Genomic DNA, 26046 nt, shown 5'->3' with positions numbered 1-26046 from the left:
TTACTAGCAGCATCCATTCTGCCACGGCGAATATACTTTTTTCCTATCTTAGCACGGTTTTTATATAAAATCCATTGAAAACTGCCATGGGTTACGTTACACTAAAATAAAATTGTATTCCCGGTGCCGGACAGGAGGGGCATGCAGATGCAGGCCGTATATAATGGCGCGTACCGGGGACAGTATAAAATATAGAGGAAGAAAATAATGAAGAAGAAAATTTTGATCATAACAACAGGCGGAACCCTGGCCTGCGTCAGCAGTGAAAACGGCCTGCTGCCCGGGCTGAACAGCAAAGATATCCTGTCATACATTTCTGATATCACAAGTCTTTACGATGTGGATTTTTACGAATTGTTCCAGCTTGACAGCGCCAATATCCAGCCGGAGAACTGGCAGGCCATGGCGGAGGCTGTCTACGAAAAGTATAAAGAATACCATGGGATCGTGATTTTCCATGGCACGGATACCATGGCATACACCTCGTCCGTGCTGTCTTTTATGCTGCTGAATATTCCTATCCCTGTTGTCATCACAGGCAGCCAGCTGTCCATCACCAACCCTCTGGCGGACGCGGTGGAGAACTGCAGATGCGCTATCCATATGGCGGGAAGCGGTATGCCCGGCGTATTTCTGGCTTTTGACAGAAAAATCATGCTGGGGACCAGGGCCAGCAAGGTGCGGACCAGAAGCTTCCATGCATTTGAGAGCATTAATTATCCGTATGTGGGCGAGGTGGATTCCAGAGGGCTGGAAATCTATAAAGATTTCATACCGGCCCCGTCAGGTCCCTGCGTGCTGGAGCGGAGACTGGAGAAGAAAGTCTTTCTCATAAAACTGGTACCCGGGTTTGACGGAAAGATATTCCAGCTTTTGTACGAGCAGGGGTACCGGGGGCTGATCATAGAAGCCTTTGGTATGGGCGGCATCCCCACCATGTCCTCTGAGGTTCTGGATGAGCTGCGCCATGTGATCGACAAGGGTATGATCGTGGTCGTGAAGAGCCAGTGTCCTTATGAGGGGAGTAACCTCTCTGTGTATGAGACAGGTAAGGCAGCCCTTATGGCGGGTGCGTTCCAGGGATACGACATGAGCACAGAGGCCATTGTCACCAAGGTGATGTGGATCCTGGGAAAACACTGGGAGAGAAAGAAAATCGAGGAAATGTTCTATAAAAATCTGGCAGGTGAGATCAAGATACCTGAGAAAGAGAAGGAATGATCAAGATAATAGCGGCCTGGCTGCTTGTGATCAATGTGGCGGCATTTGCCATGTTCGGAATAGACAAGTGGAAGGCAAAACATAAAAAGTACCGGATACCGGAATCCTGGCTTATGCTGTCAGCTATTCTGGGCGGTTCCGTGGGCGCTGTCTGCGGAATGGATTTTTTCCGTCATAAGACTCTGCATAAAAAGTTTAAACTGGGTCTTCCGCTGATCCTGGCCGTTCAGGTCCTGCTTGCGGCAGGATGGATGTGGTACAGCCGGTGACAGAACAGCGAGATCCTATCCGGAGATTGAGATTTACTGTGTGAAGGGAGGTGGCAGCATGCGCATATTGATTGCCGAGGATGAACGTGATCTGAACCGCCTGCTGGTGAAAAAGCTGACTGCTGAAAGCTACAGCGTGGATGCCTGCGCCAATGGGGAGGAGGCCCTGGACTGTCTGGCCTGCGCCCGGTATGATGCGGTGATCTTGGATATTATGATGCCTAAGACGGACGGTCTGGAGGTCCTTAAATTTATGCGGAGGAAAAAGGACACTACGCCGGTACTGCTTCTCACTGCCAGGGACAGTGTGGAGGACCGGGTGAGGGGGCTGGATCTGGGGGCTGATGATTACCTGGTGAAGCCTTTTGCCTTTGAAGAGCTTTCTGCCAGGATACGTGTCATGCTGAGGAAGCCGAAAAAGGAGAAAAGCAGTGTGTGTACTGTGGCAGACCTGCATGTCCATCTGGATACCCGCCGTGTTTTCAGGGGAGAGCAGGAGATTATTTTATCTTCCAGGGAATTTGCGGTGCTCCGGTATCTGATACAGAATGCCGGGATGGTTTTATCCAGGGAGAAGCTGGAGCAGCATATCTGGAATTATGACTATGCAGGAGGCTCCAATGTGATAGATGTCTATATCCGATATCTGCGGAAGAAGATTGATGAGGGATTTGAGCCGAAACTCATCCACACGGTGCGGGGCGCCGGATACGTTCTGAGGGAACCCATATGAAAAATCTGTCTTTGAAACAAAAGCTGACAATCCTTTATACCATTCTCATGACGATCAATATCTGTACTGTGTTTGCGGTTCTTTTTTCTCTCAGCAACAGGGAAATCCTCAGCTCTGTCCAGAATCGGCTGCGTGAGAGCGTGGCAGGGTCTTTTGATGACATTGAGTGGGAGGATGGGAGGCTTAATTTCGACACCGACCTTCTGGAACTGGAAAACGGCGTGTATCTCTCTGTATATGATGAGGAGGGTGTACTCCTATACGGTAAGATCCCTTACGGCTTTGACCAGTCCATGGCCTTTCAGGACGGCTTGGTGCGGAGGCAGAAGGCAGAGCGTGTGGAGTATTATGTATTTGATATGTCCTATGCCCCAAAAGAAGACAGGAATCTGATGGTAAGGGGGATCATATCCATAACAGACGCGGAGGAGAGCTTTCGGATAACCCTTCGTCTGGCCTTGGTTTTTCTTCCCCTTCTGGTGGTTCTCACTGCTGTTCTGGGATATTTCATGACCAGAAGGACCCTGCGCCCGGTGTCTCATATCACAGAGACAGTGCGCTCCATTCAGGAGGAGGAAGATTTGTCCAGAAGGATAGACCTGGGAGAAGGAAGGGACGAGATTTACCGCCTTGCCTCCACATTTGACAATATGCTGGAACAGATTGAGGGGAGCATGAAACGTGAGAAACAGTTTACTTCAGATGTTTCACACGAACTGCGCACGCCCCTGGCAGTTATATTGATGCAGTGTGATTCCCTTCTTTCACAGGACGGACAGACAGATGAGGCCCGGGAGGAAATTACGGTCATCCGGAAAAAAGCGGAAGGTCTTTCCAGGATGATCGCCCAGCTCCTTCTTTTGTCCAGAGCAGACCAGGGACGTGAGAAGGTGACAAAGGAAACACTGGATTTCAGTGAGCTGTCAGAGATGGCAGCGGCAGAGATGACAGCCCTTGCCGAGGTAAAAGAGATACGGCTGGAAACAGAGATCACGCCGCATCTGATGGTGTGCGGGGATGAAACCCTGCTTATCCGTCTTTGGCTGAATCTGCTCCAGAATGCGGTCACATATGGAAAAAAAGGCGGCTGCATCCGTATGAGCCTGCAGGATAAGGATGAGATGGTTGCCGGATGTGTTGAGGACGACGGAATCGGTATAAGCGCAGAAGACCTGCCTCACATCTGGGAAAGGTTCTACCGGGCAGACAGCGCACGCAGTGACAGCGGAAGTTCCGGACTGGGACTTTCCATGGTGCAGTGGATCGTCAGTGTCCACAACGGTACCATACAGGCCGCAAGCCAGCCGGGCAGGGGGAGCAGATTTACGTTTCAGATCCCAAAAGAGAAAAAAAGTTAAGACTTTTAATGTGATTTTAATCTTTCCCTGATAAACTTACCGTATACAAAGAATAATAAGTATTGCGTGTATCCGCTGCAGTATATTATGAAAGTATCGGATGGATATACGCAAGATAAAAAATGTATGGAAGGAGTTTATCTTATGAGAAAAAAATATTTTGCATTTATTATGGCAGCAGCCATCTCCGCAGCGCTTCTGACAGCCTGCGGAGGCACAGGAACAGACCAGAATGCGGGGAACGGCGGCAAGACACAAAACGGCGCCGCCCAGGATTCAGGCAGCGGAAGTACCGCACAGAATGCTGCGGGACAGGAATCCGGTAATGGAGGTACAGCGCAGAATGCTGCGGGACAGGAATCCGGTAATGGAGGTACGGCGCAGAATGCCGCAGGCCAGGATTCTGCGTCTTCTGTCTCCGAGGAGCAGGCCAGAAGCACAGCGTTAGCTGATGCGGGAGTGACGGAGGAGGAGATCACGGGGATCCGGGTGAAAAAAGACCATGAGGATGGACGCCAGGTATATGATGTGGAATTTTATTCCGGAAATAAGGAATATGATTACGAAATTGACGCTTCCACAGGCAGCATTCTGAGTTCGGATTTTGATATTGATGATGATTTTAAACAAGACGGAGAAAATGCATCCGGCCTGACTCCGGCAGTAAGCCGGGAGGATGCATCCGCGGCAGCCCTTGCAAAGGTTCCGGGGGCAGAGGAAAAGGACCTGCGCATAAAGCTGGATGATGATGACGGCAAGCTGGTTTATGAAGGCGATATCTATTATAACGGTACGGAATATGAATTTGAGATAGACGCTGCCACCGGTGATCTTCTGGAATGGAGCCAGGAGCGCCATTAAAGAACAAAGACAGGGGAGGATTTCCTGATACAGGAGTCCTCCCTTGTCTTTGCGTGTATCTATAGTTTTCTTACCGCATCATAAGCTTCATGGAAGGCATTGAAAACCTTTCTTGCCTTTTGGACAACAATTCCGTCCGGTTCTATTTTCAGCAGTTAGTGCTGGTCTGTGATGGCATCTGATATTTCTGCATTAAACCCAAGGCTGTCACTCATAACCCTTTATTTATCATCACATTCCCAGCGGCCGGAAGCACCACAGGGCAGCACAAGTCCGCTTTCCCTTACGGGCAGTCCGATTTCCTGGGAATCCACCTTCCCGTGAAAGCCCTTCAGCTCTGTAGCCAGCATATAAGTCAGCACTGCCGGCGCAAGCCCGGTGGTATAAGAATTCACCAGAAAGAAAAGCGGTTTATCACTGAGAAGCTGTGCACACAGTTTGATCAGCGGATGGATCGCTTCTTCAATCTTCCAGATCTCACCTTTAGGCCCCCTGCCATAAGAAGGCGGGTCCATAATAATGGCATCATAATGATTCCCCCTGCGGATCTCCCGTTCCACAAACTTTACACAGTCATCCACCAGCCACCGGATCGGTGCCTCCCCTAGACCTGAGGACACAGCATTCTCCTTAGCCCAGGAAACCATCCCCTTAGAAGCATCCACATGCGTGACCGCCGCTCCTGCAGCCGCAGCCGCCAAAGTAGCCCCGCCCGTATAGGCAAACAGATTCAGCACCTTAACCGGCCTTCCGGCCCCTTTGATCTTATCCGAAAACCAATCCCAGTTCACCGCCTGCTCCGGAAAAAGCCCTGTATGCTTAAAACTAAAAGGTTTCAGGTTAAATGTAAGCCTCCCATACCGGATACACCACTGCTCCGGCAGATCAAAAAACTCCCATTCCCCTCCTCCTTTCTTACTCCTGTGATAATGCCCGTTCATCTTCTTCCACCCGGCATTTTTCCTGGGCGTATCCCAAATCACCTGCGGATCCGGCCGAACCAACAAATAATCCCCCCACCGCTCCAGTTTCTCCCCATCAGAGGTATCAATAATCTCATAATCCTTCCACCCATCAGCGATCCACATACATTAAATTCCTCTCAATCCTTAATTTCTTAATCAATGAACACTTAATCCTATAAGTTTTTTGTTCCCAGTATCCAGCGGCACAGCCCTCAAACCATCCTGATTTCTTCACCCTCAGTTTCCTAATACAGCCAACCGCCCTCAAAATCTGTATCCACTTCCGTTTATCTTAGCCAGGGAGTTTGTACGCGGGAGGGGCGGGGATGGTGTTTGCATCCCCGCCCCTCCCGCGTACAAGCTCCCGTCCCATATAACTATAACTAGTCTAACCCCCAAAAGTCAAGCATACATTATCCAAGGAGGTGAAGCCATGTACGAAGCATTCACAACCCCCCAATTAGAAGAAACCTTCCACACCCACCAATCCACCGGTCTCCCCTCCGCCGAGGCCGCCGAAAGACTCCGTAAAACCGGAGAAAACATACTAGAAAAAGGCAAAGACCAGACAATTCTGGACATGGTCATGGAACAGCTCAACGACCCTATGATCTTCATCCTGTTCATGGCCGCTGCAATCTCCATGCTTCTGCGCCAGTTCAGCGATACCGCGATCATTTTTGTTGTCATAGCCCTGAACACTACCGTAGGCGTCATCCAGGAGGGCAGAGCTAAAAAAGCCATGGATGCCTTAAAGAAAATGACTGCCCCGTCCGCAGTAGTCAAACGTGACGGTATCTACAAGAAAATCCCCGCCTCCGGCGTAGTTCCCGGAGACCTGGTCAAGATAGAGGCAGGAGACCAGGTACCGGCAGATATCCGCCTGATAAGAGTACAAGGTTTCCAGACCAATGAGTCCGCCCTCACCGGCGAATCCATGCCGGTCCGGAAGACAGACACTGTGCTGCCCCAGGGAATCCCCATGGCAGAGTGGAAAAACATTGCATTTATGTCAACCGAAGCCATGAAGGGAAGCGCCGAGGGAATCGTGGTGGCCACCGGCATGGAGACAGAGCTTGGCAAAATAGCCGGAATGATCAACGACACCCCCACAGAGCTGACGCCCCTGCAGAAACGTTTGGGCGATCTTGGAAAAATGCTGAGCGTGGTGGCTGTAGTCCTCTGCGCTGCCCTTTTCCTTCTGGGCGTTGTCCAGCACCGCAACATTCTGCAGATGCTTCTGGTTGCCATTTCTCTGGCAGTTGCGGCTATACCCGAAGGTCTGCCTGCAGTGGTGACCATTGTCCTTGCCCTGGGTGTTGCCCGCATGGTTAAAGTCAACACCATTATAAGGAAGCTTCCCGCAGTGGAAACCCTCGGGTCCGTGGGCATCATCTGCTCCGACAAAACAGGCACTCTAACGGAAAACAAGATGAAGGTGGTGGAGATTTACGGTGATGACCGCAAACTTCCCCTGTCAAAAATCCGCCGCAGGGAATTTCCACGGTTGATGGAAGGGTTTCTCCTGTGCAACAACAGTATGCTGGGAAAACAGGAGATTGGTGACTCCACAGAGCTTGCGCTTCTCCACATGGGAGAGGAAATGGGGTATAACCGGGAGAAATTAAAGGAACAATATCCACGTACCCATGAAATCCCCTTTGATTCTGAACGAAAATACATGGCAACCGTACACAAAGACGGCGGCAACGAAACCGTCTACGTGAAAGGAGCCTGTGATTATCTGCTGGAGCGCTGCGCGTTTGTATCAATCCGTGGAAATGCGGTCCCTATGACAGAAGTGCAGCGCATGAAAATCCGCATGGCAATGGAGGCAATGGCCCAGGACGGACTTCGTGTGCTGGCTCTGGCGTTTAAGGAACACGTGAAAGATAAAAGCGAGTCCGCCCTCACAGGCAATCTGGTATTTGCAGGAATGGCAGGCATGATGGACCCGCCCAGAAAAGAAGTCACCCAGTCTATCCGCATCCTGAAAAAGGCAGGGGTACAGGTGGCTATGATCACAGGGGATTACAAAGACACGGCATTAGCTGTTGCAAAAAAAATCGGCATAGCAGACTCCATGGACCAGTGCGTCACCGGCGCAGAGCTGGATAACATGAGCGAGGAGCGTTTTGCAAGGAAGATGAAAGACCTGCGGGTATTCGCCCGTGTCACCCCTGCACATAAAGTAAAGATTGTCAGCCGTTTCCGGAAAAACGGGCAGATTGTAGCCATGACCGGGGACGGAGTCAACGACGCGCCCTCCCTGCAGGCCGCCGACATTGGGATCGCCATGGGCAAAAACGGAACGGATGTGGCAAAGAATGCTGCGGATATGGTGCTGACAGATGATAACTTTTCCACCATTGAGAAGGCCATGGAAGAGGGCAGAGGCATTTACGTGAACATCAAGAAATCCATTCTGTTCCTGCTGTCCTCCAATTTCGGAGAGATCATTACCATGTTTGTGGCTGTGTTGCTTTCCCTGGAAACGCCTTTGAAAGCAAGTCATATTCTGTGGGTAAACCTGATCACAGATTCCCTGCCTGCCCTGGCCCTGGGCGTGGACAAAAATGACCCGGCATCCCTCATGAGGAAAAAGCCCAGGGACCCCAATGAAGGGCTGTTTGCCCACGGAGGGTGGCTGTTCACCGTATTTTACGGAATGCTGATCAGCGCGATCACCCTCTACGCCTTTCACAAAGGAGGCCAGACCTACGCCTTTACCGTGCTGGGTGTGTCGCAGCTTTTCCACGCCATTGGAATGCGGGACAGGGATAAGTCGGTACTTCGGATGAACCATCTGGATAACCCGTTTATGATACTGGCGTTTTTCCTGGGGCTGGCCCTTCAGGTTATGGTCACAGAGGTGCCGTATTTTGTCCGGGCATTTCAGACGGTGCAGCTGTCCTTTGGAGAATGGCGCTGGCTGCTGGGGATTTCCGCAATTCCGCTTCTTATGCATGAGATTCTGCTGCTTCCGAGGCTTATCAGCGGGAATAGAAAAAAACAGTGAGGAAAATGCAGGATTCCATTTGTTAAATTGCATATAAAAAGCTATAAACCCGGTAAAAAGGGGAAAAAATTACCAAAAATGCAAGAGGGTATTGACATAAAGTCATATTCTATCATACAATACCACATAACGAAGCATAATTGTTAAGAAGCTGCACGGCATGCTTTACCGTGGCAGTAAGTATTCGCAGCCCGACTGAAAAGTTACCCGCGAAGGAACAAAACAGTTACAAATTATGAAAATCACCAGGAGGAGAGCCATGACGCCGTACAAAGAACTGAGCAGAGAGCAGCTGCAGGCTATGAAAGCCGATTTGGAAAAACAATTTGAGGAAGTAAAAGCAAAAGGACTGAATCTGGATATGTCCAGAGGAAAGCCGTCCAAGAAGCAGCTTGAGCTGGCAATGGATATGCTGGAAGAGTTAAAAAGCACTGACAAACTGAAATGTGAAACAGGTATTGACTGCCGTAACTATGGCCTGCTGGACGGTATTCCTGAAGCAAGAAGACTTCTGGGAGCCATGACTGAGGTATCTGCAGACCAGATTGTGATCTTCGGCAACTCCAGCCTGAACGTTATGTTTGACACAGTTTCACGTTCCATGACACATGGTGTCTGCGGCAGCACTCCGTGGTGTAAATTAGATAAAGTAAAATTTCTGTGTCCGTCACCGGGATATGACCGTCACTTTAAGATCACCGAATACTTTGGTATTGAGATGGTCACTGTTCCCATGACTCCTGCCGGACCGGACATGGATATGATAGAAGAGCTGGTAAGCTCTGATCCGGCGATCAAGGGCGTGTGGTGTGTTCCGAAATACTCCAACCCACAGGGCATCACCTACTCTGAGGAGACAGTGAAACGCTTTGCCAGACTGAAACCGGCGGCAGAGGATTTCCGTATTTTCTGGGATAATGCTTACTGCATCCATCATTTATATGAGGAACAGGATTTCCTGCTGGAGATTCTGGAGGAATGTGAAAAAGCGGGCAATCCGGATCTGGCTTACAAATTCATCTCCACTTCAAAAGTAAGCTTCCCGGGTTCCGGTATCGCTGCTGTTGCGTCCTCACCCAGAAACCTGGCTGATTTCAGGAAACATATGGCGATCCAGACCATTGGTCATGACAAGATCAACCAGCTAAGGCATGTGCGTTTCTTCAAGGATATTGAAGGTATGCATGAGCATATGAGAAAACATGCAGAGATCCTCCGTCCGAAATTCGAGGCAGTGGAGAATACACTGGAAAAAGAGATCGGCGGAGCGGGCATCGGAACATGGACCACACCGAAGGGCGGATATTTCATTTCCTTTGACTCCATGGAAGGCTGTGCAAAGGATATTGTTGCCAAGGCAGCGGAGGCCGGCGTGAAGATGACAGAGGCGGGCGCTACCTTCCCATATGGTATTGATCCTTATGACAGCAACATCCGTATTGCACCCAGTTTCCCCACACCGGAGGAACTGCAGCTTGCAACCGAGATTTTTGTACTCAGTGTGAAACTGGTAAGTATCGACAAGCTTCTGGCAGAGTAATGGCCCTTTAAAGGTGCAGACCTGCCAAATAGCTGCGGGAAACCACATAAGTGAGATAACAAGGCAGAACTTTTGCAGAAAAGCAGAAGGTCTGCCTTATTGTATAACGCCTTATTTCTATTTGGTTACGGAATTATCGGATAATTATCGGATGAATTACAGAAATGTGATATTTTAATGAATTTTGCATAAAACACTTTACTTCGACAATCAAAATGAAATAGAATAGAAAACGAAGGATAGGTGTAACTGCCCGGCTTACTGCGTTGAACGTACAAAAGAGCAGCGGCAGCAGGTATTTGCCCCATTGCAAAGCGATTTATAATGGGCGAATACACGTAGCGATACAGGCGACCGGATCGTTACCGATAAACAAAGTTATAACATAAGGGGTAGAGGTTATGAAAAAAAAGAAAGGGAAGAAAGGAAAGTATACGAAGGCAAAAAAGATAGTACTGGGTATTTTGATCGGATATATAGCGCTCATGGTGCTTGGGTACATAGCCGGTGTCGTATACTTTACCAAACATTTCTATCTGGGTTCCCAGATCAACGGAATGAATGCCTCCGGCAAGAGCGTGGAGGATGTGGAAGACAACATAGTGGATGAGATTGCGTCCTACACGCTGCATCTGAAGGAGCGGGACGGTAAGACGGAATCCATAGTGGCATCACAGATGAATATGCAGTATGTGGATGACGGCAAGATCCAGGAGCTGAAAGACAAGCAGAACCCGTTTCTCTGGTTCCTGTCATTTGCACATCAGAATGACTACGATATGTCAGCCACGACCACCTATGACAAAGACATGCTGTATAGTGCTATAGATGCCCTGGATGCGTTCCAGGAAGCAAATATAACACAGCCGGCGGATGCTTATCTGGGTGATACAGACACCGGATACGAGATCGTGCCTGAAGTTATGGGAAATGCCCTGGATAAGGACAAGGTAAAAGAACAGATCCTGAAAGCCATTGATGAGGGAAAGACAGAGCTGGACCTGGAAGCGGAAGAGTGTTATTTGAAGCCTACAGTATACAGCACGGATGAGAATCTGATCAAGCAGCGTGACCAGAGCAATGTATTTCTGGGTGTTACCGTGACCTTTGACTTCTCGGACAGACAGGAAGCGGTGAACAAGGATGTTATCAAGAACTGGCTTACCACAGATGAGAACGGGGACGTGGTCCTGGACGAGGAAAAAGCAAAAGAGTACGTGGTGGAAATGGCCAAGAAATATGATACCTTTGGTTATCCCCGCCAGTTTGTAACCTCCACGGGAGAGACCATCACGGTCAGCGGCGGAGACTATGGATGGCTGATAGCCAGAAACGACACTACCACAAAGCTTGTTGAGGCCATAAAGAGCGGCCAGTCCCAGACCATGGAGCCTGAGTATACTTACAGAGGCTATGTGCGGGATACCAATGATATTGGAAATACATACGTGGAGATCAGTCTGCAGGCGCAGCATATGTGGTTCTACAAGGATGGACAGCTTTTGGTGAGCACGGATGTTGTAACAGGCAACCATAACCAGGGTTGGGATACCCATACGGGAATCTACGGTATTATGTATAAAGAGAGAAATGCCACACTGGTTGGCGAGAATTATTCCTCACCGGTTCAGTACTGGATGCCGTTTTATGCGAATACGGGCATCCACGATGCAGACTGGAGAGAAAGTTTTGGAGGCTCTGAGTACATTAACAACGGTTCCCACGGCTGCGTGAATACGCCTCCGGCCAATGCGGAGAAGATTTATAATAATATAGAAAAAGGTGTGCCGGTAGTGGTGTACTGATATGTTTCATAATTTTGTGGGGCCGGCATTTTGTGGATACCGGCCCCTTTTCTATAGTGAGTGTGTGCTGTCTGAAATGAATGAACGTGTTTGTGTCCAGGCACCACTTGAGTTGACATAATAATTGTCAATCCATGTGTTTTGGGCCATAGCGCCTGAAGCGGTCAGGTAGTACCATTTGCTGCTGTCATTGATCCAGCCTGTAGCCATAGCACCTGAGTTTGTCAGGTAGTACCAGCTATTTCCAAGTTTGAGCCATCCGGCAGCCATGCGGCCTGAAGCGGTGAGGTAATACCAGCTATTGCCGTCTTTCAACCATCCTGTAGCCATAGCGCCTGAGTTTGTCAGGTAGTACCAGCTGCTTCCCAGCCGGATCCATCCGGTAGCCATGCGGCCTGATGCATTGAGGTAATACCAGTTATTGCCCAGGCGAAGCCATCCGGCAGCCATAGTGCCTGAAGCGTTCAGATAATACCAGCTGCTGTCCAGTTTGATCCATCCGGCAGTCATAGCGCCGGAGGAAGTCATATAATACCAGTCATTGCCCGGTTTGATCCATCCGGTGGCCATAGCGCCTGAAGTGTTCAGGTAATACCAGGTTTGGCCAAGTTTCACCCATCCGGTGAGCATGGCGCCTGAACCGGAGAGATAATACCAGGTACCGCCTACATTCATCCAACCGGTAGCCATGCTGCCGTTATCTCTGAGATAATACCAGTTGTCTCCGACTCTGATCCATCCGGTAGCCATAGCGCCTGAACCTGTGAGATAATACCAGGTATTTCCGTCCCGGAACCATTCGGTCCGCATATAGCCGTCCCCGTCAAACGCATACCATTTCCCTTCGATAAGCTCCCATTTTCCTGCCGGCCACTTTCCGCTGCCGTAGTCATACCACCAGCCCTTGGCATTTTTCTGCCATGTGCCTTTTACTTCCTTTTTCAGGTCAGAGACAGCTTTTGTGATGCTTTTGGCAGCTTGGTCAATGTCCTTCTGGGAAGCGTTTTTGTTGCTAAGTAATTTTTTACCTGCGTCCACTGCTTTTGTGAGATTCTTCCATGTGGATGCGGTATAGTCGTCTTGTTTCAGTTCAGATGCCTTGTCAAGGGCATTTTTTAATGCTGTTTTATTTGTTTTTGTTATCTTTCTCAGCCCGTCTATTGCCTTTTGAATAACCTCTGCAGCTTTTTTGATATCACTGTCAGATGCTTTTTTGTCATCAAATACCTTTTGGCCCGCGCTGACTGCTTCCGTCAGAGTTTTCCAGGAGGATGAGGTATAATCGCTTTCGATGAGCTTTGCTGCTTTATCAAGTGCGGATTTCAGCGCTGTTTTGTCTGCTTCCGGTGCCGCCTCCAGGCTGTCGATGGCATTTCGGATGGCTGTGGCAGCATTCGCCATATCCTGTGCAATGGCGGTCTCATCGTTCATGACAGCTGTGCCTGCATCCACCGCTTCCCTTAATACGTTCCAGCTCTCCGCCGTATAATCATGGGCAGTCAATGCTCCGCTTCTGCAATGACTGCTTCCAGTTGGGATTTGTCTGCAGTTTCCTGCTGATCCTGAAGGAAGGTCACTTTTGCAAGCTGGATATCTGTGTTCTGAACCTCTTTCACATCCCCTGATTTAAGAGCGTAGCTGACACCTTTATAGTCCGGGAACGCAACTTTCACATAATTTGTGCCTTCCGGAAGTCCGTAAGCGTCAAATGTGATCCTGGCATAGCTTGGATATGCCTCAGGGAAATTATCTACAGTCTTAATATTTTCAAACCTTGTCCAGTTCTTTCCGTCAGGTGAGGAAAATACCTGGAAATCAATATTTGCATTATCCTTCAGCGTGGTTCTGATGGATGCGCCTTTGTAGGAACCTGCCCCGCCGTCCCACTGGGCCGCATCGCTGAGGGTCTGGTAATAGGCGGTCAGATGCACATCATTTACGCCCGGGATTTTGTATACTAAGGACTGGTCCTCAGCATTTTCCTTTACAGCGATTCTGCTGTCCTCATATCTGGGCTGCCCGCCGTAATAGAAATTGTCCTTGTCCTCATAAGGTTCTTCTCCGTTTGTGAGTGCCATAAGCCCGTCTGTTGCCGAGGAAGCACTGATAAAGTAATCGTCATTGGTTCCCCCTGAAATTTTGGTCAGGTCGTCAAAACGGGTAACTGCCTGATCTTCGGTCTGGTATACGCGAACCCAGTCAACCAGGAAATCGCTGTCCTGTTTTGTGTTTTGTTTGCTGTAGTCCACATCACCGACCCAGCCGTCGCCCACCTGTGTTTCCAGAATGGGGAACATGGGGCGGGTGTGCATGCCGTCTCTGCCGTCATCCCTGGCCTGGCTGGTTTTGTGTACTTGATTGCCGTCAATAAAGAAGGTGATAGCCTCAGGGTCCCATTCTACTTCAAATACGTGGAAGTCCTGGCACCATGCCTCATAATTGTTGGTGGCAATACCGTGTGAGCCTTTATTGTAGCTCAGAATACCGAAATGATTGGTGGTCCAGGCCGACCAGGAATCCTGACCAAGATATTCCAGTACGTCGATCTCATCATGTCCGGTCTCATCCTGGCACAGCATCCAGATCGCAGGCCAGATACCCTGGGAATCGTTGGGTTTTGCACGGACTGCCATGCGTCCGAACTGGAAGGAAAACTTATTTTTGGATTCCAGGCGGCCGGATGACCATGTGACCTTGGAGGCGAGCTGCTGTGAACCGTACTGATCCCAGCCTACCGCATCAATAAGGGCCTTTGTGGATTCGTAGTTCTTGGAGTTGATGGCAAGGTAGCTTTCCTCTCCATCCTTTACTATGCTGACAGCGTCTCTGTTGTAGATGGCGGCGTGGTTTGCCATACCGTCAATAATATTCCATCTTGTCTCGTCAATGCTGTCGCCGTCAAACTCATCTGCCCATACCAGGGTGTCATATTTGGAATCCGGTGCCACGTATTCGGGCTTGGACTCATCGTAAGATTTGCCTGTGGCCCAGATTTCCACCTCTGAATATTTGGTGGGGCTGTTGTTATCCTTGTTTACAGTAAAACGTACATATCTTCCCGTAACAGGCTGGTCAAGGGTTATTGTCTGCATGTCAGCACCCTGTGTCCAGTTCTTCTGCTGGAATACAGTCTGTCCCCCATTGGTGGGGGAGGAGGAAACGGAAACCTTTACGGACTGGTATGTGCCCTCCTCGAGTTTGAAGCGGATTTCTTTCATCTGGTAATTATTTCTGTACTCAAACTGAAGCCAGCGCTCTCCGGTGCTGTTGTGTACCGCATAGTTGTCGTCAACATTGCCGTCTGTGATGGCCTCAATATTGGTTGGGGTCAGACCGCGCACGTATGGGATTTTTCCCAAGGCAATATTCTGTGACTCCTCCTCCGGCGGCGGAGCGGGAACTTCTGATTTTGGAATGCTGGCAATTACTTCGATTTCATTAAAGAGGATGCCGTTGCTGTAACCTTTCCAGGCGCTGTTGGTGTTCTGGATGTAGTGTCCTCTCTCCCAGATCCTGATGTACCGGGCAGATACGGGTTCCTCCAGAACAAGTGTCTGGGGCTGTCCTTTATTGTCGGTGGTCTCCTCATGATCAGCAGTATCGTATACGATGGTGTTCTCTGAGAAATCCTCATCTGCGGACAGTTCCACTTTGACATCTTTGAAGGTGGAGACTGCGTTGGGATAAGTGTTCCGGTACAGGTCAATTTCTTTTACGTCACGGAGCTTGCCGAAATCATACTGCAGGTACACATGGTCCCATCCGGAATAGCCGTTGTCAGCGCCTCCGGTTTCTTCTCCTGCGATTATTTTGGTGTTGTTGGAGTCATCGTCACTGCCGGATTTGACACCATCTGTTGCAGCTTCCGGATTCTTGATCTGAACCTGGGGCACGGTGGCGTCACCGCTTACAATCTGGTGCGGTGAGTTGGAGGTGGGAAGAAGACCTGTCATGATGTTGGCGTCCACCATCTCCTCATCGCCGCCGGGGTCTGTAGATTCCTCCTCAACAGAGGCAATAACCTCGATCTCATTGAAAAGGACGCCGTTGCTGTAGCCCTTCCAGGAACCCACGGTATTTTCAATGTAATGTCCTTTTCCCCATACACGAAGGTAGCGGGCATCCACTGTGTTCTCTGTCTCCAGGTACTGGGAGGTGCCTTTGGTGTCCATGGTTTCCCCTATATCTTCGCCGTCAGGTTCACCGTAAAGGACAATACTTTCAGAAAAATCCTCGGTCGTTGACAGCTCCACTTTAACGTCCTTGAAGGTGGAGACTGCGATATCATAGGTGTTGCGGTATATATCCACAGCTTTTACACTGTATACATCACCAAAATCATACTGCAGATACACCTGGTTCCACTGAGAGTAGCCATTGTCGTCCCCGCCGGTTTCTTCCCCGGCGTCGATGCGGGTATTGTTCATGTCTACATTGCTGTCAGTTTTGATACCATCTGTTGCTGCCTCAGGATTGGCAATACCTCCGGCAGCATTTGTGGTGGGAACCAGTCCTTCAAGGATGTTCTTATCCACGATTACGGGTTCTGCCTTGACTGTGGCAGGGGATAGATTTCCTGCGGTCAGGGCCAGAGCCATGAGCAGTGACAGGGACTTACGGATTTTCTTGTTTCTTTTCATACATTTACTCCTTCCTTGTTATGGATGGCTGCTGTTCACGGCATGTTAAAGTATAGCTCCGCCCCTCAGGGTGCAAAAGGCGCAGCATCCCCCGGAGAAAATAACTTACGGGACAGTAGTCTGTGAACAGTAACTATGGATGTTCGGCACATCCGTTGGTATTACATTTTCCTTTTCACCGGATAAGCATAATGCTATAATACTTATAGCTGATCTTATGGATGAGGGTGAAAAGGAGGAGATTCAAAATGGACAGCCTACATAAGGACACCGAGGTGAAATACACGGAATCCCCCAAGTATCAATGCCTGGAATTTCTCAGAAAAAACTCTGTGGAGCTTTATCTGGCTTACTGCGGCAGGGAAATCTGCGAGGCAGGGCATACTTATGGCCCTGCCGCCCGGAAGGAATATCTTCTGCATTATGTAGTAAGCGGAAAAGGCACCTTTACAGCAAATGGAAAGACCAGAGAACTGAGCGCTCATGATGCGTTTCTCATTATGCCGGAGGAGACCACTGTGTACCGGGCGGATATGGAAACGCCCTGGTCCTATGTCTGGGTGGCATTTGACGGCATCCGGGCATACGAGTGTTTGGAACACGCCGGGTTTTCTGACAGCCAGCGGGTGGTACGTTTCGAGCAGGAGGAGAAACTTACCGCCTGTGTGGATGCCATGCTGGCAGCCCACCAGCTTACTTATGCCAATGACCTGGTGCGCCAGAGCCAGCTTACCCTGTTTCTGGCAAATATTATCTGTGAGTATCAAAGTACGCACGTCTCACGGGAGCCTTTCGGAGAATATCACCAGCAGGAATATGTGGACTATGCGGTTGCCTACATTGAACAGAATTATCACAGAGATATAAAGGTCAATGACATGTGCACTTATATCGGGATCACCCGCAGCTACCTGACTAAGATATTCAAGCAGGTTCTTCACGTTTCGCCCTATGAATATCTGCTGGGTGTCCGTATGAACAAAGCATCCCTGCTTCTCCAGGACACAACACTGCCGGTCAGGCAGATCGCGGAAATGGTGGGATATAAAGACGCACTGGTATTTTCCAAGGCATTTAAGCAGAAAATAGGCATCAGTCCCAAGGCGTTCCGCGCCTCCTCCGGGACGCTTGTTCTATCTGATACAAAGAACGCATAAAAGGGTAAAATGGGGTGCCATTGGGAATCTCGTCCAATTAGCGCCTGACTTGTTGGAATGTGATAATTTTACTGTAAAATGTGCACAAAACATATGATTTTTTATGCTGTTTGTATGTCAAATTGTATTTTGTATTGAAAGTATATGTCATAAAGATCAGAAATATGGATAAAAGAGCTGGAAAAAACTGCGGGATGAAAGTTATTCTGACGGCGGGGAACTGCCCGGAATTGTTTTTTGGCAGCAGAGAAGAAGCCCAGGAGATCAGGATACGAGGAAAAAATCTGAACCGGAGGTGTCTTTTTTATTGCAGATTATGTTGTGAGACAGCAACAGCGTTGACAAAAAAGTTTAAATTGATTAGTATAAAAAGAGCAGGTTAATGAAACCAAATGGCTGTGAAAAGGGAGAAAGAGCATGAATATAGTTGTTTTAGCAGGCGGCAGCAGTACGGAGAGGGAAGTTTCCATTGTGTCCGGACAGGGTATCTGCACAGCTTTGCGCAAAAGAAATCATAAGGCAGTATTGGTGGACGCGTATTTTGGAAAAGAGGAGTGGGGTAAGGAGATGTTTCCCCTTACCTATGATATAGATGCGGAGACTGCTTATATGCAGGCAAAAAGCAGGGAACTGGAAGAGACCATGAAGAGCAGGAAAGAATTCTTCGGGCCGAATGTACTGGACATCTGCAAGGCCGCAGATATGGTTTTCCTGGCCCTGCACGGCTCCAATGGGGAGGACGGCAAGGTTCAGTCAGTATTTGACCTGATGGGCATTCCATACACCGGTTCCGGGCCGCTGAGCAGCGGGATGGCTATGGATAAAGGCATCACAAAAATGGTATTTGAAGCAAAAGGAGTACCCACACCCAAGGGTGTGACCCTGCAGAAGGGAAAATGCAGCAGTGAACTGGCTGACTATGATATGGATTTCCCGGTTATCGTCAAACCATGCTGCGGCGGTTCCAGTGTGGGCGTGTGTATTGCTAAGAACCAGGAAGAGTATGAGGCAGCCCTTGAGGAATCTTTTTCTTATGAAAACGAAGCAGTTGTGGAACAGTTCATTGAGGGGCGTGAGTTCTCTGTAGCTGTAGTGGACGGCAAGGCATATCCGGTTATTGAGATTGCGCCGCTTCAGGGATTCTACGATTATAAGAACAAATACGAGGCAGGTTCTACCATAGAGACGTGTCCCGCTGAACTGCCCGAAACACTGACCAGGGAGATGCAGAAATACGCTGAACTGGGATATAAGGCACTGGCCCTGCAGGCATATGCAAGACTGGACTTCATTTTGGACAAAGAAGGAAATATGTACTGTCTGGAGGCCAATACGCTGCCGGGGATGACACCTACCAGCCTTATCCCCCAGGAGGCAAAGGTATTGGGCATGGATTACCCGGAACTGTGCGAGAAACTGATCGAGGTTTCCCTGAAAAAATATAAATAGCCGGAAAAATATAACGGATCAGAGGTGTGCCATGAAAAATCTTACGTTGAAAAATATAGCAAAAGTCTGTGGCGGTGTCTATGTGGGCAGCCCGGAGAAGAAGGAACAGGAAGTACAGGGGATTGTCACGGACAGCAGAAAGGTGGAGGAAGGTTTTCTGTTTGTGCCTATTAAAGGCGCCAGGGTAGATGCCCATGATTTTATTGACGGTGTGATGGAAAAAGGAGCGCTGTGTACCCTCACAGAAAGGGGGCTGGGTGAAAAAAGCTTTCCTTATATAAAGGTGAATTCTTCGCTGCAGGCTGTAAAGGATATTGCAGAGTTTTATCTGAAGCAATTGTCCATCCCGGTAGTAGGAATTACCGGCAGTGTTGGTAAGACCAGTACCAAAGAAATGATTGCTGCGGTTCTGGAAGAAAAATACAATGTACTGAAGACAAAAGGGAATTTCAACAATGAACTAGGAGTTCCGCTGACTGTATTTGGGCTACGCCCGGATCACGAGATCGCGGTGCTGGAAATGGGGATCAGTGATTTCGGTGAGATGCACAGACTGGCTAAGATCGCACGGCCGGATACCTGTTTGATCACGAATATCGGGTTGTGTCATCTGGAATTGCTGAAATCCCGTGATGGGATCTTGAAGGCAAAGACAGAGATATTTGATTTCCTGGAAAGTGACGGGCATGTGATCCTGAATGGGGATGACGATAAGCTGATCACGGTCAGGGATGTGAAAGGGATCAAACCGTTATTCTTTGGTATTGATAACCATCAGGGAGTGTGGGCGGATGAGATTGAGAGTAAGGGGCTGAAAGGCATTTCCTGCCGGATCCATGCGGGAGAAGAGAACTTTAAGGTGCTGATTCCCATACCTGGGCGGCATATGGTGTATAATGCGCTGGCAGGAACGGCTGTTGGGCTGACCTATGGAATGAATATGGAGGAGATAAAGAAAGGGATTGAGAGTCTGCAGTCTTTGAGCGGTCGCTTCCATATTATAGAGACGGGGAACAGGACAATCGTGGATGACTGTTATAATGCCAATCCGGTTTCTATGAAAGCGTCTCTGGATGTGCTGCAAGATGCGCTGGGGAGAAGAGTTGCCATATTGGGAGATATGGGGGAGCTTGGTAAAGAGGAAGTGGAGATGCACCGGGAAGTTGGGGTGTATGCCGCTGCCAGGGATATTGATAAGATCATCTGCGTTGGTGAACTGGCAGGGGATATGGCTGAGGCAGCCAGGCTGGCAGCGCCAACAAAAGATATTGTATATTTTGCGGAAAAGGAAAGCCTGCTGGAGGCTCTGCCGGAGATGATCCGGGATGGGGATACCATTTTGGTGAAGGCTTCGCACTTTATGGAGTTTGAGAAAGTGGTGGAGACGTTGAAGAATTTTCCCTGTAACTGATTGACAAAGTGTTTGAATTTTGAGATACTGAATCTGATAATAAGAATAATTATAAAAGTGGAAACCCCTGCCGGTGAAGGATACGGCGGGGGTTTTCACTTTTATGATGTGATGATAAAGAGATAGAGGGGGCCGTGTGGTGCGGGGCCTTTTTTTATGTGACAAAGAAGCCCTCCGGGCGGGCTGATTTCTGCTTTGATTTACGGATTTATGGAAAGTTTTTAGGAATATTCTGTGTAAGAAAAAGCTTTTTGGGGAAGATGTATGAATAGGGGGGCTGGCGGATAACGGCAGAAGGTATGCCTCTGTGCAAGCTTTGGGGGCTGGTATATCTTTAACCATATTATTTTAGAAATACGACATCAAAAGACAAGAAAAAGTATTAACAAATATGATTTTCCGGTCTTTAGTCAAAACTAAGTTTAACGCCAAAAGCCCTTAAAGTCAATATGCCAAAAAATAATGGCAATTTTTTGTCTATTTTTAGTATATCCGGAACCACTGGAAAACTTTACGGGATATAAAATGAAAACCGAGATATTTTGGCACCATTAATAGAAAACCATTAGTGGTCAGAAAAGTGGTCTGAATTTGTGCAATAAATTCATAATTTTTAGGAGGTCAATATGTCCAGAAGAGGTGAAAATATCAGAAAAAGAAAAGATGGTCGTTGGGAAGCACGGTATGTAAAAGGACGTGACATAGACGGTAAAATCCGATACGGCTATCTGTATGGCAGGTCCTACACGGAGGTAAAAGATAAAAAAGCCAAGATCATATCCGAAAATCCAAATTTGTATCTGTACGGCAGTCAGTCCTCTACGCCACCCCTTGATGACCAGATCCGTACCGTAAGCATACAGTGGAAATCCCATATCCGCTATACTGTGAAAGAAAGCACGTATTCCAACTATGAGGAGATTCTTGACAATCACATTCTGCCCCTCCTGGGCCAAATGCAGGTTAAAAAGTTTACTAACCACACCCTCACAGGTTTTGTGCAAAAGAAACTGGAGCAGGGAATGGCATTCGGAAGTATCCATGTGATCCTAAGTGTACTCAAAAATATTCTCCGGTATGCTCAGGAATTCGGCTACTTCCCGGCTGAGCCGCTTAAATTCCCCCGTATCCCCTCAAGCAGCAGTGATATACAGATTATGAGCAGTGAAGATTACAAGAAGCTCGATTCCTACCTGTTCAACAATATAGATCCTTTTTCTTTTGGCATCCTCTTATGCATGTACACCGGAATCCGTGTAGGCGAACTGAGCGGCCTGAAGTGGGAAGACATTGATTTTACGCAATGCAAAATTCACATTCGCCGCACTGTGACACGTGTAAAAAACCTGAATATGCTCATAACAGACGGAAAAAGTCAATGCTCCCGCACACATTTGAATATCGGCACTCCGAAAACACCGACATCCATACGTTCCATTCCTTTGCCTGACAGACTTCTGGCACTGGCTGCACCTTTAAAAAAGGACAGCAGCTTTTTTGTCCTAACCGGAACAGAAAAATGCATGGAACCAAGGACAATACAACGGAGATACGCCGCTCTTTTAAAAAAATGCCGGATCCGCCACATAAAAATCCATGCGCTCCGCCATCAGTTCTCATGCCGCTGGATAGAACAAGGTTTTGATACAAAATCCCTGTCCGAAATCCTGGGCCACACTTCGGTAAAGACAACGCTTGACCTATATGTGCATATACAGCCGGATACCAAGCGCAGATATATGAACCAGCTCACAATACTATGAACCAGAATTATTAATGGTCACCAAAATGGTCAGAAGCCGCCAAACGCGCCTTCTGACTTGTCTTTTTTATCTCATGTCGTATTTCTAAAAAAATATGTCCCATTTATTGGAATAAGTGAATGAAAACAGGATACTGCATTAAGACAATTAAATACAAACTTCGCTGTTCTCACCCGGAATGGCTGACAGAAACAGAGAAATATTACAGGCAGGTGTTGGATTTTTATTTTCGGCTGCTTTTGGAGCACGAAGAAATCTGGGAATTGAATCTCCTTCAGATGCAGGGGGCGTTAGAACGCCTGACTATTGCAGGGAGAGACGGGAGAGTGCCTGAGAGGCCGCTGCCCTTTGACAAGGTTCCGGTTTATTTCAGGCGGTCCGCTATTAATAAGGCATCTGCCAGTTTGAAGAGTTATACGGAAAAGTATAAAAATTCGGGTGATGACCTGGTCTATACCATACCGGATACCATTGATGCGTCTGTGACCTACTTTAAGGGGATGTATAAGGATTTTCGGGAGAATAAGATTTCTCTGAAGGTATGGGATGGGAAGAAGTGGAACTGGATGGACTGCAGGTTAAAGGGGCAGTCGATGCCTGAAGATGGTATGATGCTTTCTCCCACAGTTGTTTTCCGGGAGAAGGAGTTTTGGCTGCATGTGCCTGTGAAACAGCAGACGGAGGATGCCAGGAACGCAAAAGAGCGGATGATGAGTAGAGAGAATGTCTGCAGCGTGCAGTTTACCAATACGGACATTTTTGCTATGTGCTGTGTGCTGGATGGGGATGGGAAACAAAAGGCTGTGTATTCCTGCAGAGGCGGGGATGCGTATAGAAGCAAATGTAAGGTCCTTTTGGAGAAGATCGAGAAATCCAGAGTTTATACGGATAAAGACAATGCTCCTCATGCGAATCACAAATATTATTTGCGTTTAAAAAACTTGTCCGAGCATTATGCACATCAGGTGAGCAGGGAAATCGTGGATTTCTGTGTGAGGGAAGAAGCCAGCGTTTTGGTATTTCCGTCTTATGATAAGGAGTTTACAAAGGTTGTCCGGTATCGTTCAGGGATGTATTCGCCGTTGTATTTAGGAAGCAGGATAAGAGAGTTTCTGAAGTATAAGGCATGGAGCACCGGTATCGTGGTTCTGGAGCTTAGTGCGGAAGGGACGAGTAGTAAGTGCTTTGTCTGCGGCGGGAAGATCAAGAAAAACGGAGCTATGTTTGAGTGCGAGAATGGGCATCAGGGCAGTCGGTTCCTGAACAGTGCGAGAAATCTTGGGGTGAAATGCCTGAAGGATTTTGAGCGGAAGAGGAAAATTTGATCAGCTAAATGAATGAGATGGATCAATTATTAAGAGAATTTAGATTTTTAAATTGACATAAGTGTGAACATTCACTCTTATATAGATGCCGGGAAACTGGCAAGAGGCTGTGCGCCAGTGACGCATAGTTTCCGGTTGAATATCGCCGGTCGGCTCCTTAGCGGGGGCGGCGAAGAATTGCCTTTTGGGGCAGAGAATATTCAAAGTAATAATAAACAAAAAATTAAAGAGATAAAAATGATTTAGGAATACGAGGGGAGATATTATGTGGCAGATAATCATTGTGCTGCTGCTTCTGCTGGTGCTGTTCCTGTTTGTGATAGTGTTTGCTTTGGCGAAGATCAACGCCGGAGACAGGAAGAGAGAGGATAATGAGCAGGAGGCGTTTATTCGTGGTGGTATAGATGCTGGATATGACGAGAGCATGGAAAATGGCTCTGGTATGACCGGTGAGGAAGAGAGAAAATGGAAAGCGGCACAGACGAATGAGGAGAGGGACAGGGTTCAGGAAGAATTGATGCGCAAGGCGGGTAGGAAGAAAAAGGTAATGGAACATTGGCAGGCGATTGCGCTTTGGCTGATGCTTTACGATGTTGTGGCTGTGAACGCGGCGTTTATGCTGGCTTTGTGGGTTAGGTTTGACTGTCGGTATTCTTTGATTCCGGATATTTATCTCGGGTCGTTTTTGAAATTTGCGCCTTGGTATACGGTGTTTTGTATAGCGGTTTATTGGGTGTTGAGGCTGTATAAGAGTGTTTGGAGGTTTGCCAGTTTTAGTGAGTTGTTCCGGATTGGGGCGGCTAATGTTGTGACTGGGTTGTTTCAGATTATTGGTATTACTTTGTTTGTGAAGAGAATGCCAATTTCTTATTATTTGTTTGGGATTATGCTGCAGTTTGTGTTTACGGTTGCAGTTCGGTTTTCTTATCGGTTTATTTTGTTGGAGCGTAATCGGAATAAACAGAGTGAAGAGGATACGGTTCTTCATCGGGTTATGCTGATCGGGGCAGGGGCCGCGGGGCAGATTATAATCAGAGATTTGAATAGGGCCAGTGAGGTGAAGGCAAAGGTTTGCTGTATTATTGATGATAATCCGAATAAGATGGGACGTTACATAGAAGGGATTCCTATTGTTGGGAATAGGGATGATATTCTGCTGAGTGCAGAGAAATATAAGATTGACCAGATTTTGCTGGCGATCCCCAGTGCTTCGGCTGAGGTAAAGAGAGATATTCTTAATATCTGTAAAGAGACTGGGTGCGAAATGAAGATACTTCCAGGAATATATCAGCTGGTGAATGGGGAAGTCTCGATTAGTAAGATGAAGAGTGTGGCTGTGGAGGATTTGTTGGGGAGAGATCCGATCCAGGTCAATATGGAGGAAATCTTTAATGCGCTGCGGAATAAGACGATTCTTGTTACAGGTGGAGGGGGCTCTATTGGCAGCGAGTTGTGTCGGCAGATTGCGGCGCATGGTCCGAAACGGCTGATCATATTTGACATATATGAGAATAATGCTTATGAAATTGAGCAGGAGTTGAGACGGAAATATCCGAAGCTGGATTTGGTTGTTTTGATTGGATCGGTGAGGGATAGTAGAAGGGTTGACAGTGTGTTTGCAGAGTACAGACCGGATGTGGTTTATCATGCGGCTGCACATAAACATGTGCCTTTGATGGAGACGAGTCCTTGTGAGGCAATAAAGAATAATGTTTTGGGGACGTATAAGACTGCAAGCGCGGCACTGCAGAGTGGGTGCGAGAAATTTGTGCTGATCAGTACGGATAAGGCGGTTAATCCTACGAATATTATGGGGGCAAGTAAGAGGCTTTGTGAGATGGTGATTCAGACTATGGATAGGCTGAGTAAGCAGGGAAAGACAATGGATTTGCCGGACTTAAATGGGCATGAGAAAGATACAGTTTATGAAATGGTAGCGGCTACCAGAGAGTATAGGGTTGAAGAGGATGTTAAGGATAGAAAATATACAGATTTTGTTGCTGTTCGTTTCGGTAATGTTTTAGGAAGTAATGGATCTGTGATTCCTCTTTTTAAGAAGCAGATTGAAGCAGGTGGGCCAGTCACTGTTACGCATCCGGATATTATTCGATATTTTATGACAATACCTGAGGCGGTGAGTCTCGTGTTGCAGGCAGGGACGTATGCGAAGGGTGGCGAGATATTCATTTTGGATATGGGAGCACCTGTGAAAATTGATACATTGGCTCGTAATTTGATAAAACTTTCAGGGTATAAGCCGGATGTAGACATATCGGTTGTATATACTGGACTGAGACCAGGAGAAAAGCTTTATGAAGAGAAGCTGATGGCGGAGGAAGGGATGAAGACTACACCGAATAAGTTGATACATATTGGAAGTCCTATTCCGTTTGATGTAGAGAAGTTTTTGATCGATTTGGATAATTTAGCAGAATCTAGTTATTGCAATCAGGATGATATTAGGGAACTTGTAGGTAAAGTGGTTCCCACATATAGGTATAAAGTTTAACATTAAATTATCTTAATGAAG

At 47.9% G+C, this 26046-nt stretch carries 17 protein-coding genes; 14 read left to right on the top strand and 3 right to left on the bottom strand.

The features are described 5' to 3' along the window. The first annotated feature begins 207 nt into the window (after positions 1-207). The 5 genes from A4V09_RS17650 to A4V09_RS17630 all read left to right on the top strand — a co-directional run bounded on the left by A4V09_RS17650 (position 208) and on the right by A4V09_RS17630 (position 4442). A complete protein-coding gene (locus A4V09_RS17650; RefSeq protein ID WP_065543493.1) occupies positions 208-1221 on the top strand; it encodes an asparaginase in 1014 nt (337 codons plus the stop codon). Then, on the top strand, positions 1218-1490 hold the full coding sequence (locus A4V09_RS17645) for a DUF1294 domain-containing protein (RefSeq protein ID WP_065543492.1): 273 nt from the start codon (positions 1218-1220) through the stop codon (positions 1488-1490). The genes A4V09_RS17650 and A4V09_RS17645 overlap by 4 nt, the downstream gene beginning before the upstream one ends. A 58-nt stretch (positions 1491-1548) precedes the next feature. After that, positions 1549-2223 carry a response regulator transcription factor gene (locus tag A4V09_RS17640; RefSeq protein ID WP_065543491.1) on the top strand — a complete coding sequence of 225 codons (675 nt, stop codon included), beginning with the start codon at positions 1549-1551 and terminating at the stop codon, positions 2221-2223. Further along, positions 2220-3581 (top strand): sensor histidine kinase, encoded by a 1362-nt coding sequence (locus A4V09_RS17635; RefSeq protein WP_065543490.1) that lies wholly within the window; start codon positions 2220-2222, stop codon positions 3579-3581. The genes A4V09_RS17640 and A4V09_RS17635 overlap by 4 nt, the downstream gene beginning before the upstream one ends. Before the next feature lie 144 nt (positions 3582-3725). Continuing rightward, complete coding sequence (locus tag A4V09_RS17630; protein WP_065543489.1) at positions 3726-4442, top strand: PepSY domain-containing protein; 717 nt, start codon at positions 3726-3728, stop codon at positions 4440-4442. A gap of 221 nt (positions 4443-4663) precedes the next feature. Here A4V09_RS17630 and A4V09_RS17625 read toward each other — a convergent pair whose 3' ends face one another. Continuing rightward, positions 4664-5530, bottom strand: coding sequence for a class I SAM-dependent methyltransferase (locus A4V09_RS17625; protein WP_065543488.1), 867 nt, complete (start codon positions 5528-5530; stop codon positions 4664-4666). Positions 5531-5840: 310 nt separating this feature from the next. Here A4V09_RS17625 and A4V09_RS17620 point away from each other — a divergent pair, with 310 nt between their 5' ends. The 3 genes from A4V09_RS17620 to A4V09_RS17610 all read left to right on the top strand — a co-directional run bounded on the left by A4V09_RS17620 (position 5841) and on the right by A4V09_RS17610 (position 11771). Next, positions 5841-8426, top strand: coding sequence for a cation-translocating P-type ATPase (locus tag A4V09_RS17620; RefSeq protein WP_065543487.1), 2586 nt, complete (start codon positions 5841-5843; stop codon positions 8424-8426). Positions 8427-8685: 259 nt separating this feature from the next. Further along, positions 8686-9966 carry an aspartate aminotransferase type Ic gene (locus A4V09_RS17615; RefSeq protein WP_065543486.1) on the top strand — a complete coding sequence of 427 codons (1281 nt, stop codon included), beginning with the start codon at positions 8686-8688 and terminating at the stop codon, positions 9964-9966. Between the two features lie 401 nt (positions 9967-10367). Next, positions 10368-11771, top strand: a complete 1404-nt coding sequence (locus tag A4V09_RS17610) for a L,D-transpeptidase family protein (RefSeq protein ID WP_065543485.1) — start codon at positions 10368-10370, stop codon at positions 11769-11771. Positions 11772-11822: 51 nt separating this feature from the next. On the opposite strand, the gene A4V09_RS17605 is transcribed toward A4V09_RS17610, so the two are convergent. Together A4V09_RS17605 and A4V09_RS17600 are read right to left on the bottom strand one after the other, a co-directional pair. Beyond that, positions 11823-13274, bottom strand: coding sequence for an FIVAR domain-containing protein (locus tag A4V09_RS17605; protein WP_065543484.1), 1452 nt, complete (start codon positions 13272-13274; stop codon positions 11823-11825). Beyond that, complete coding sequence (locus tag A4V09_RS17600; RefSeq protein ID WP_065543483.1) at positions 13271-16411, bottom strand: family 16 glycosylhydrolase; 3141 nt, start codon at positions 16409-16411, stop codon at positions 13271-13273. Before A4V09_RS17600 ends, A4V09_RS17605 begins: the two co-directional genes overlap by 4 nt. A gap of 248 nt (positions 16412-16659) precedes the next feature. On the opposite strand from A4V09_RS17600, the gene A4V09_RS17595 reads away from it, so the two are divergent. The 6 genes from A4V09_RS17595 (at position 16660) to A4V09_RS17565 (ending at position 26025) form a co-directional block, all read left to right on the top strand. Next, positions 16660-17568 (top strand): AraC family transcriptional regulator, encoded by a 909-nt coding sequence (locus A4V09_RS17595; RefSeq protein ID WP_162291119.1) that lies wholly within the window; start codon positions 16660-16662, stop codon positions 17566-17568. A gap of 417 nt (positions 17569-17985) precedes the next feature. Beyond that, positions 17986-19017 carry a D-alanine--D-alanine ligase family protein gene (locus A4V09_RS17585; RefSeq protein WP_065543481.1) on the top strand — a complete coding sequence of 344 codons (1032 nt, stop codon included), beginning with the start codon at positions 17986-17988 and terminating at the stop codon, positions 19015-19017. A gap of 31 nt (positions 19018-19048) precedes the next feature. Then, the gene (locus A4V09_RS17580) at positions 19049-20428 is read left to right on the top strand and encodes a UDP-N-acetylmuramoyl-tripeptide--D-alanyl-D-alanine ligase (protein WP_065543480.1); all 1380 of its coding nucleotides are present in this window, start codon (positions 19049-19051) and stop codon (positions 20426-20428) included. 626 nt (positions 20429-21054) lie between these two features. Beyond that, the gene (locus A4V09_RS17575; protein ID WP_065543479.1) at positions 21055-22191 is read left to right on the top strand and encodes a site-specific integrase; all 1137 of its coding nucleotides are present in this window, start codon (positions 21055-21057) and stop codon (positions 22189-22191) included. Positions 22192-22310: 119 nt separating this feature from the next. After that, positions 22311-23516, top strand: a complete 1206-nt coding sequence (locus A4V09_RS17570) for a zinc ribbon domain-containing protein (RefSeq protein WP_065543478.1) — start codon at positions 22311-22313, stop codon at positions 23514-23516. A gap of 517 nt (positions 23517-24033) precedes the next feature. Continuing rightward, the gene (locus A4V09_RS17565; RefSeq protein WP_369858259.1) at positions 24034-26025 is read left to right on the top strand and encodes a polysaccharide biosynthesis protein; all 1992 of its coding nucleotides are present in this window, start codon (positions 24034-24036) and stop codon (positions 26023-26025) included. Positions 26026-26046 lie beyond the last annotated feature (21 nt).

Source organism: Blautia pseudococcoides, from assembly GCF_001689125.2.
GTDB lineage: Bacteria > Bacillota > Clostridia > Lachnospirales > Lachnospiraceae > Blautia > Blautia pseudococcoides.
Note: the sequence above shows the minus strand (reverse complement) of the source record. Positions and strands in the feature narration are given on the sequence as shown.

Bases quoted from the DNA above. Each gene is read 5' to 3' on its own strand.
- A4V09_RS17650 (WP_065543493.1), top strand. From the start codon at position 208: ATGAAGAAGAAAATTTTGATCATAACAACAGGCGGAACCCTGGCCTGC.
- A4V09_RS17645 (WP_065543492.1), top strand. From the start codon at position 1,218: ATGATCAAGATAATAGCGGCCTGGCTGCTTGTGATCAATGTGGCGGCA.
- A4V09_RS17640 (WP_065543491.1), top strand. From the start codon at position 1,549: ATGCGCATATTGATTGCCGAGGATGAACGTGATCTGAACCGCCTGCTG.
- A4V09_RS17635 (WP_065543490.1), top strand. From the start codon at position 2,220: ATGAAAAATCTGTCTTTGAAACAAAAGCTGACAATCCTTTATACCATT.
- A4V09_RS17630 (WP_065543489.1), top strand. From the start codon at position 3,726: ATGAGAAAAAAATATTTTGCATTTATTATGGCAGCAGCCATCTCCGCA.
- A4V09_RS17625 (WP_065543488.1), bottom strand. From the start codon at position 5,530: ATGTGGATCGCTGATGGGTGGAAGGATTATGAGATTATTGATACCTCT.
- A4V09_RS17620 (WP_065543487.1), top strand. From the start codon at position 5,841: ATGTACGAAGCATTCACAACCCCCCAATTAGAAGAAACCTTCCACACC.
- A4V09_RS17615 (WP_065543486.1), top strand. From the start codon at position 8,686: ATGACGCCGTACAAAGAACTGAGCAGAGAGCAGCTGCAGGCTATGAAA.
- A4V09_RS17610 (WP_065543485.1), top strand. From the start codon at position 10,368: ATGAAAAAAAAGAAAGGGAAGAAAGGAAAGTATACGAAGGCAAAAAAG.
- A4V09_RS17600 (WP_065543483.1), bottom strand. From the start codon at position 16,411: ATGAAAAGAAACAAGAAAATCCGTAAGTCCCTGTCACTGCTCATGGCT.
- A4V09_RS17595 (WP_162291119.1), top strand. From the start codon at position 16,660: ATGGACAGCCTACATAAGGACACCGAGGTGAAATACACGGAATCCCCC.
- A4V09_RS17585 (WP_065543481.1), top strand. From the start codon at position 17,986: ATGAATATAGTTGTTTTAGCAGGCGGCAGCAGTACGGAGAGGGAAGTT.
- A4V09_RS17580 (WP_065543480.1), top strand. From the start codon at position 19,049: ATGAAAAATCTTACGTTGAAAAATATAGCAAAAGTCTGTGGCGGTGTC.
- A4V09_RS17575 (WP_065543479.1), top strand. From the start codon at position 21,055: ATGTCCAGAAGAGGTGAAAATATCAGAAAAAGAAAAGATGGTCGTTGG.
- A4V09_RS17570 (WP_065543478.1), top strand. From the start codon at position 22,311: ATGAAAACAGGATACTGCATTAAGACAATTAAATACAAACTTCGCTGT.
- A4V09_RS17565 (WP_369858259.1), top strand. From the start codon at position 24,034: ATGCGCAAGGCGGGTAGGAAGAAAAAGGTAATGGAACATTGGCAGGCG.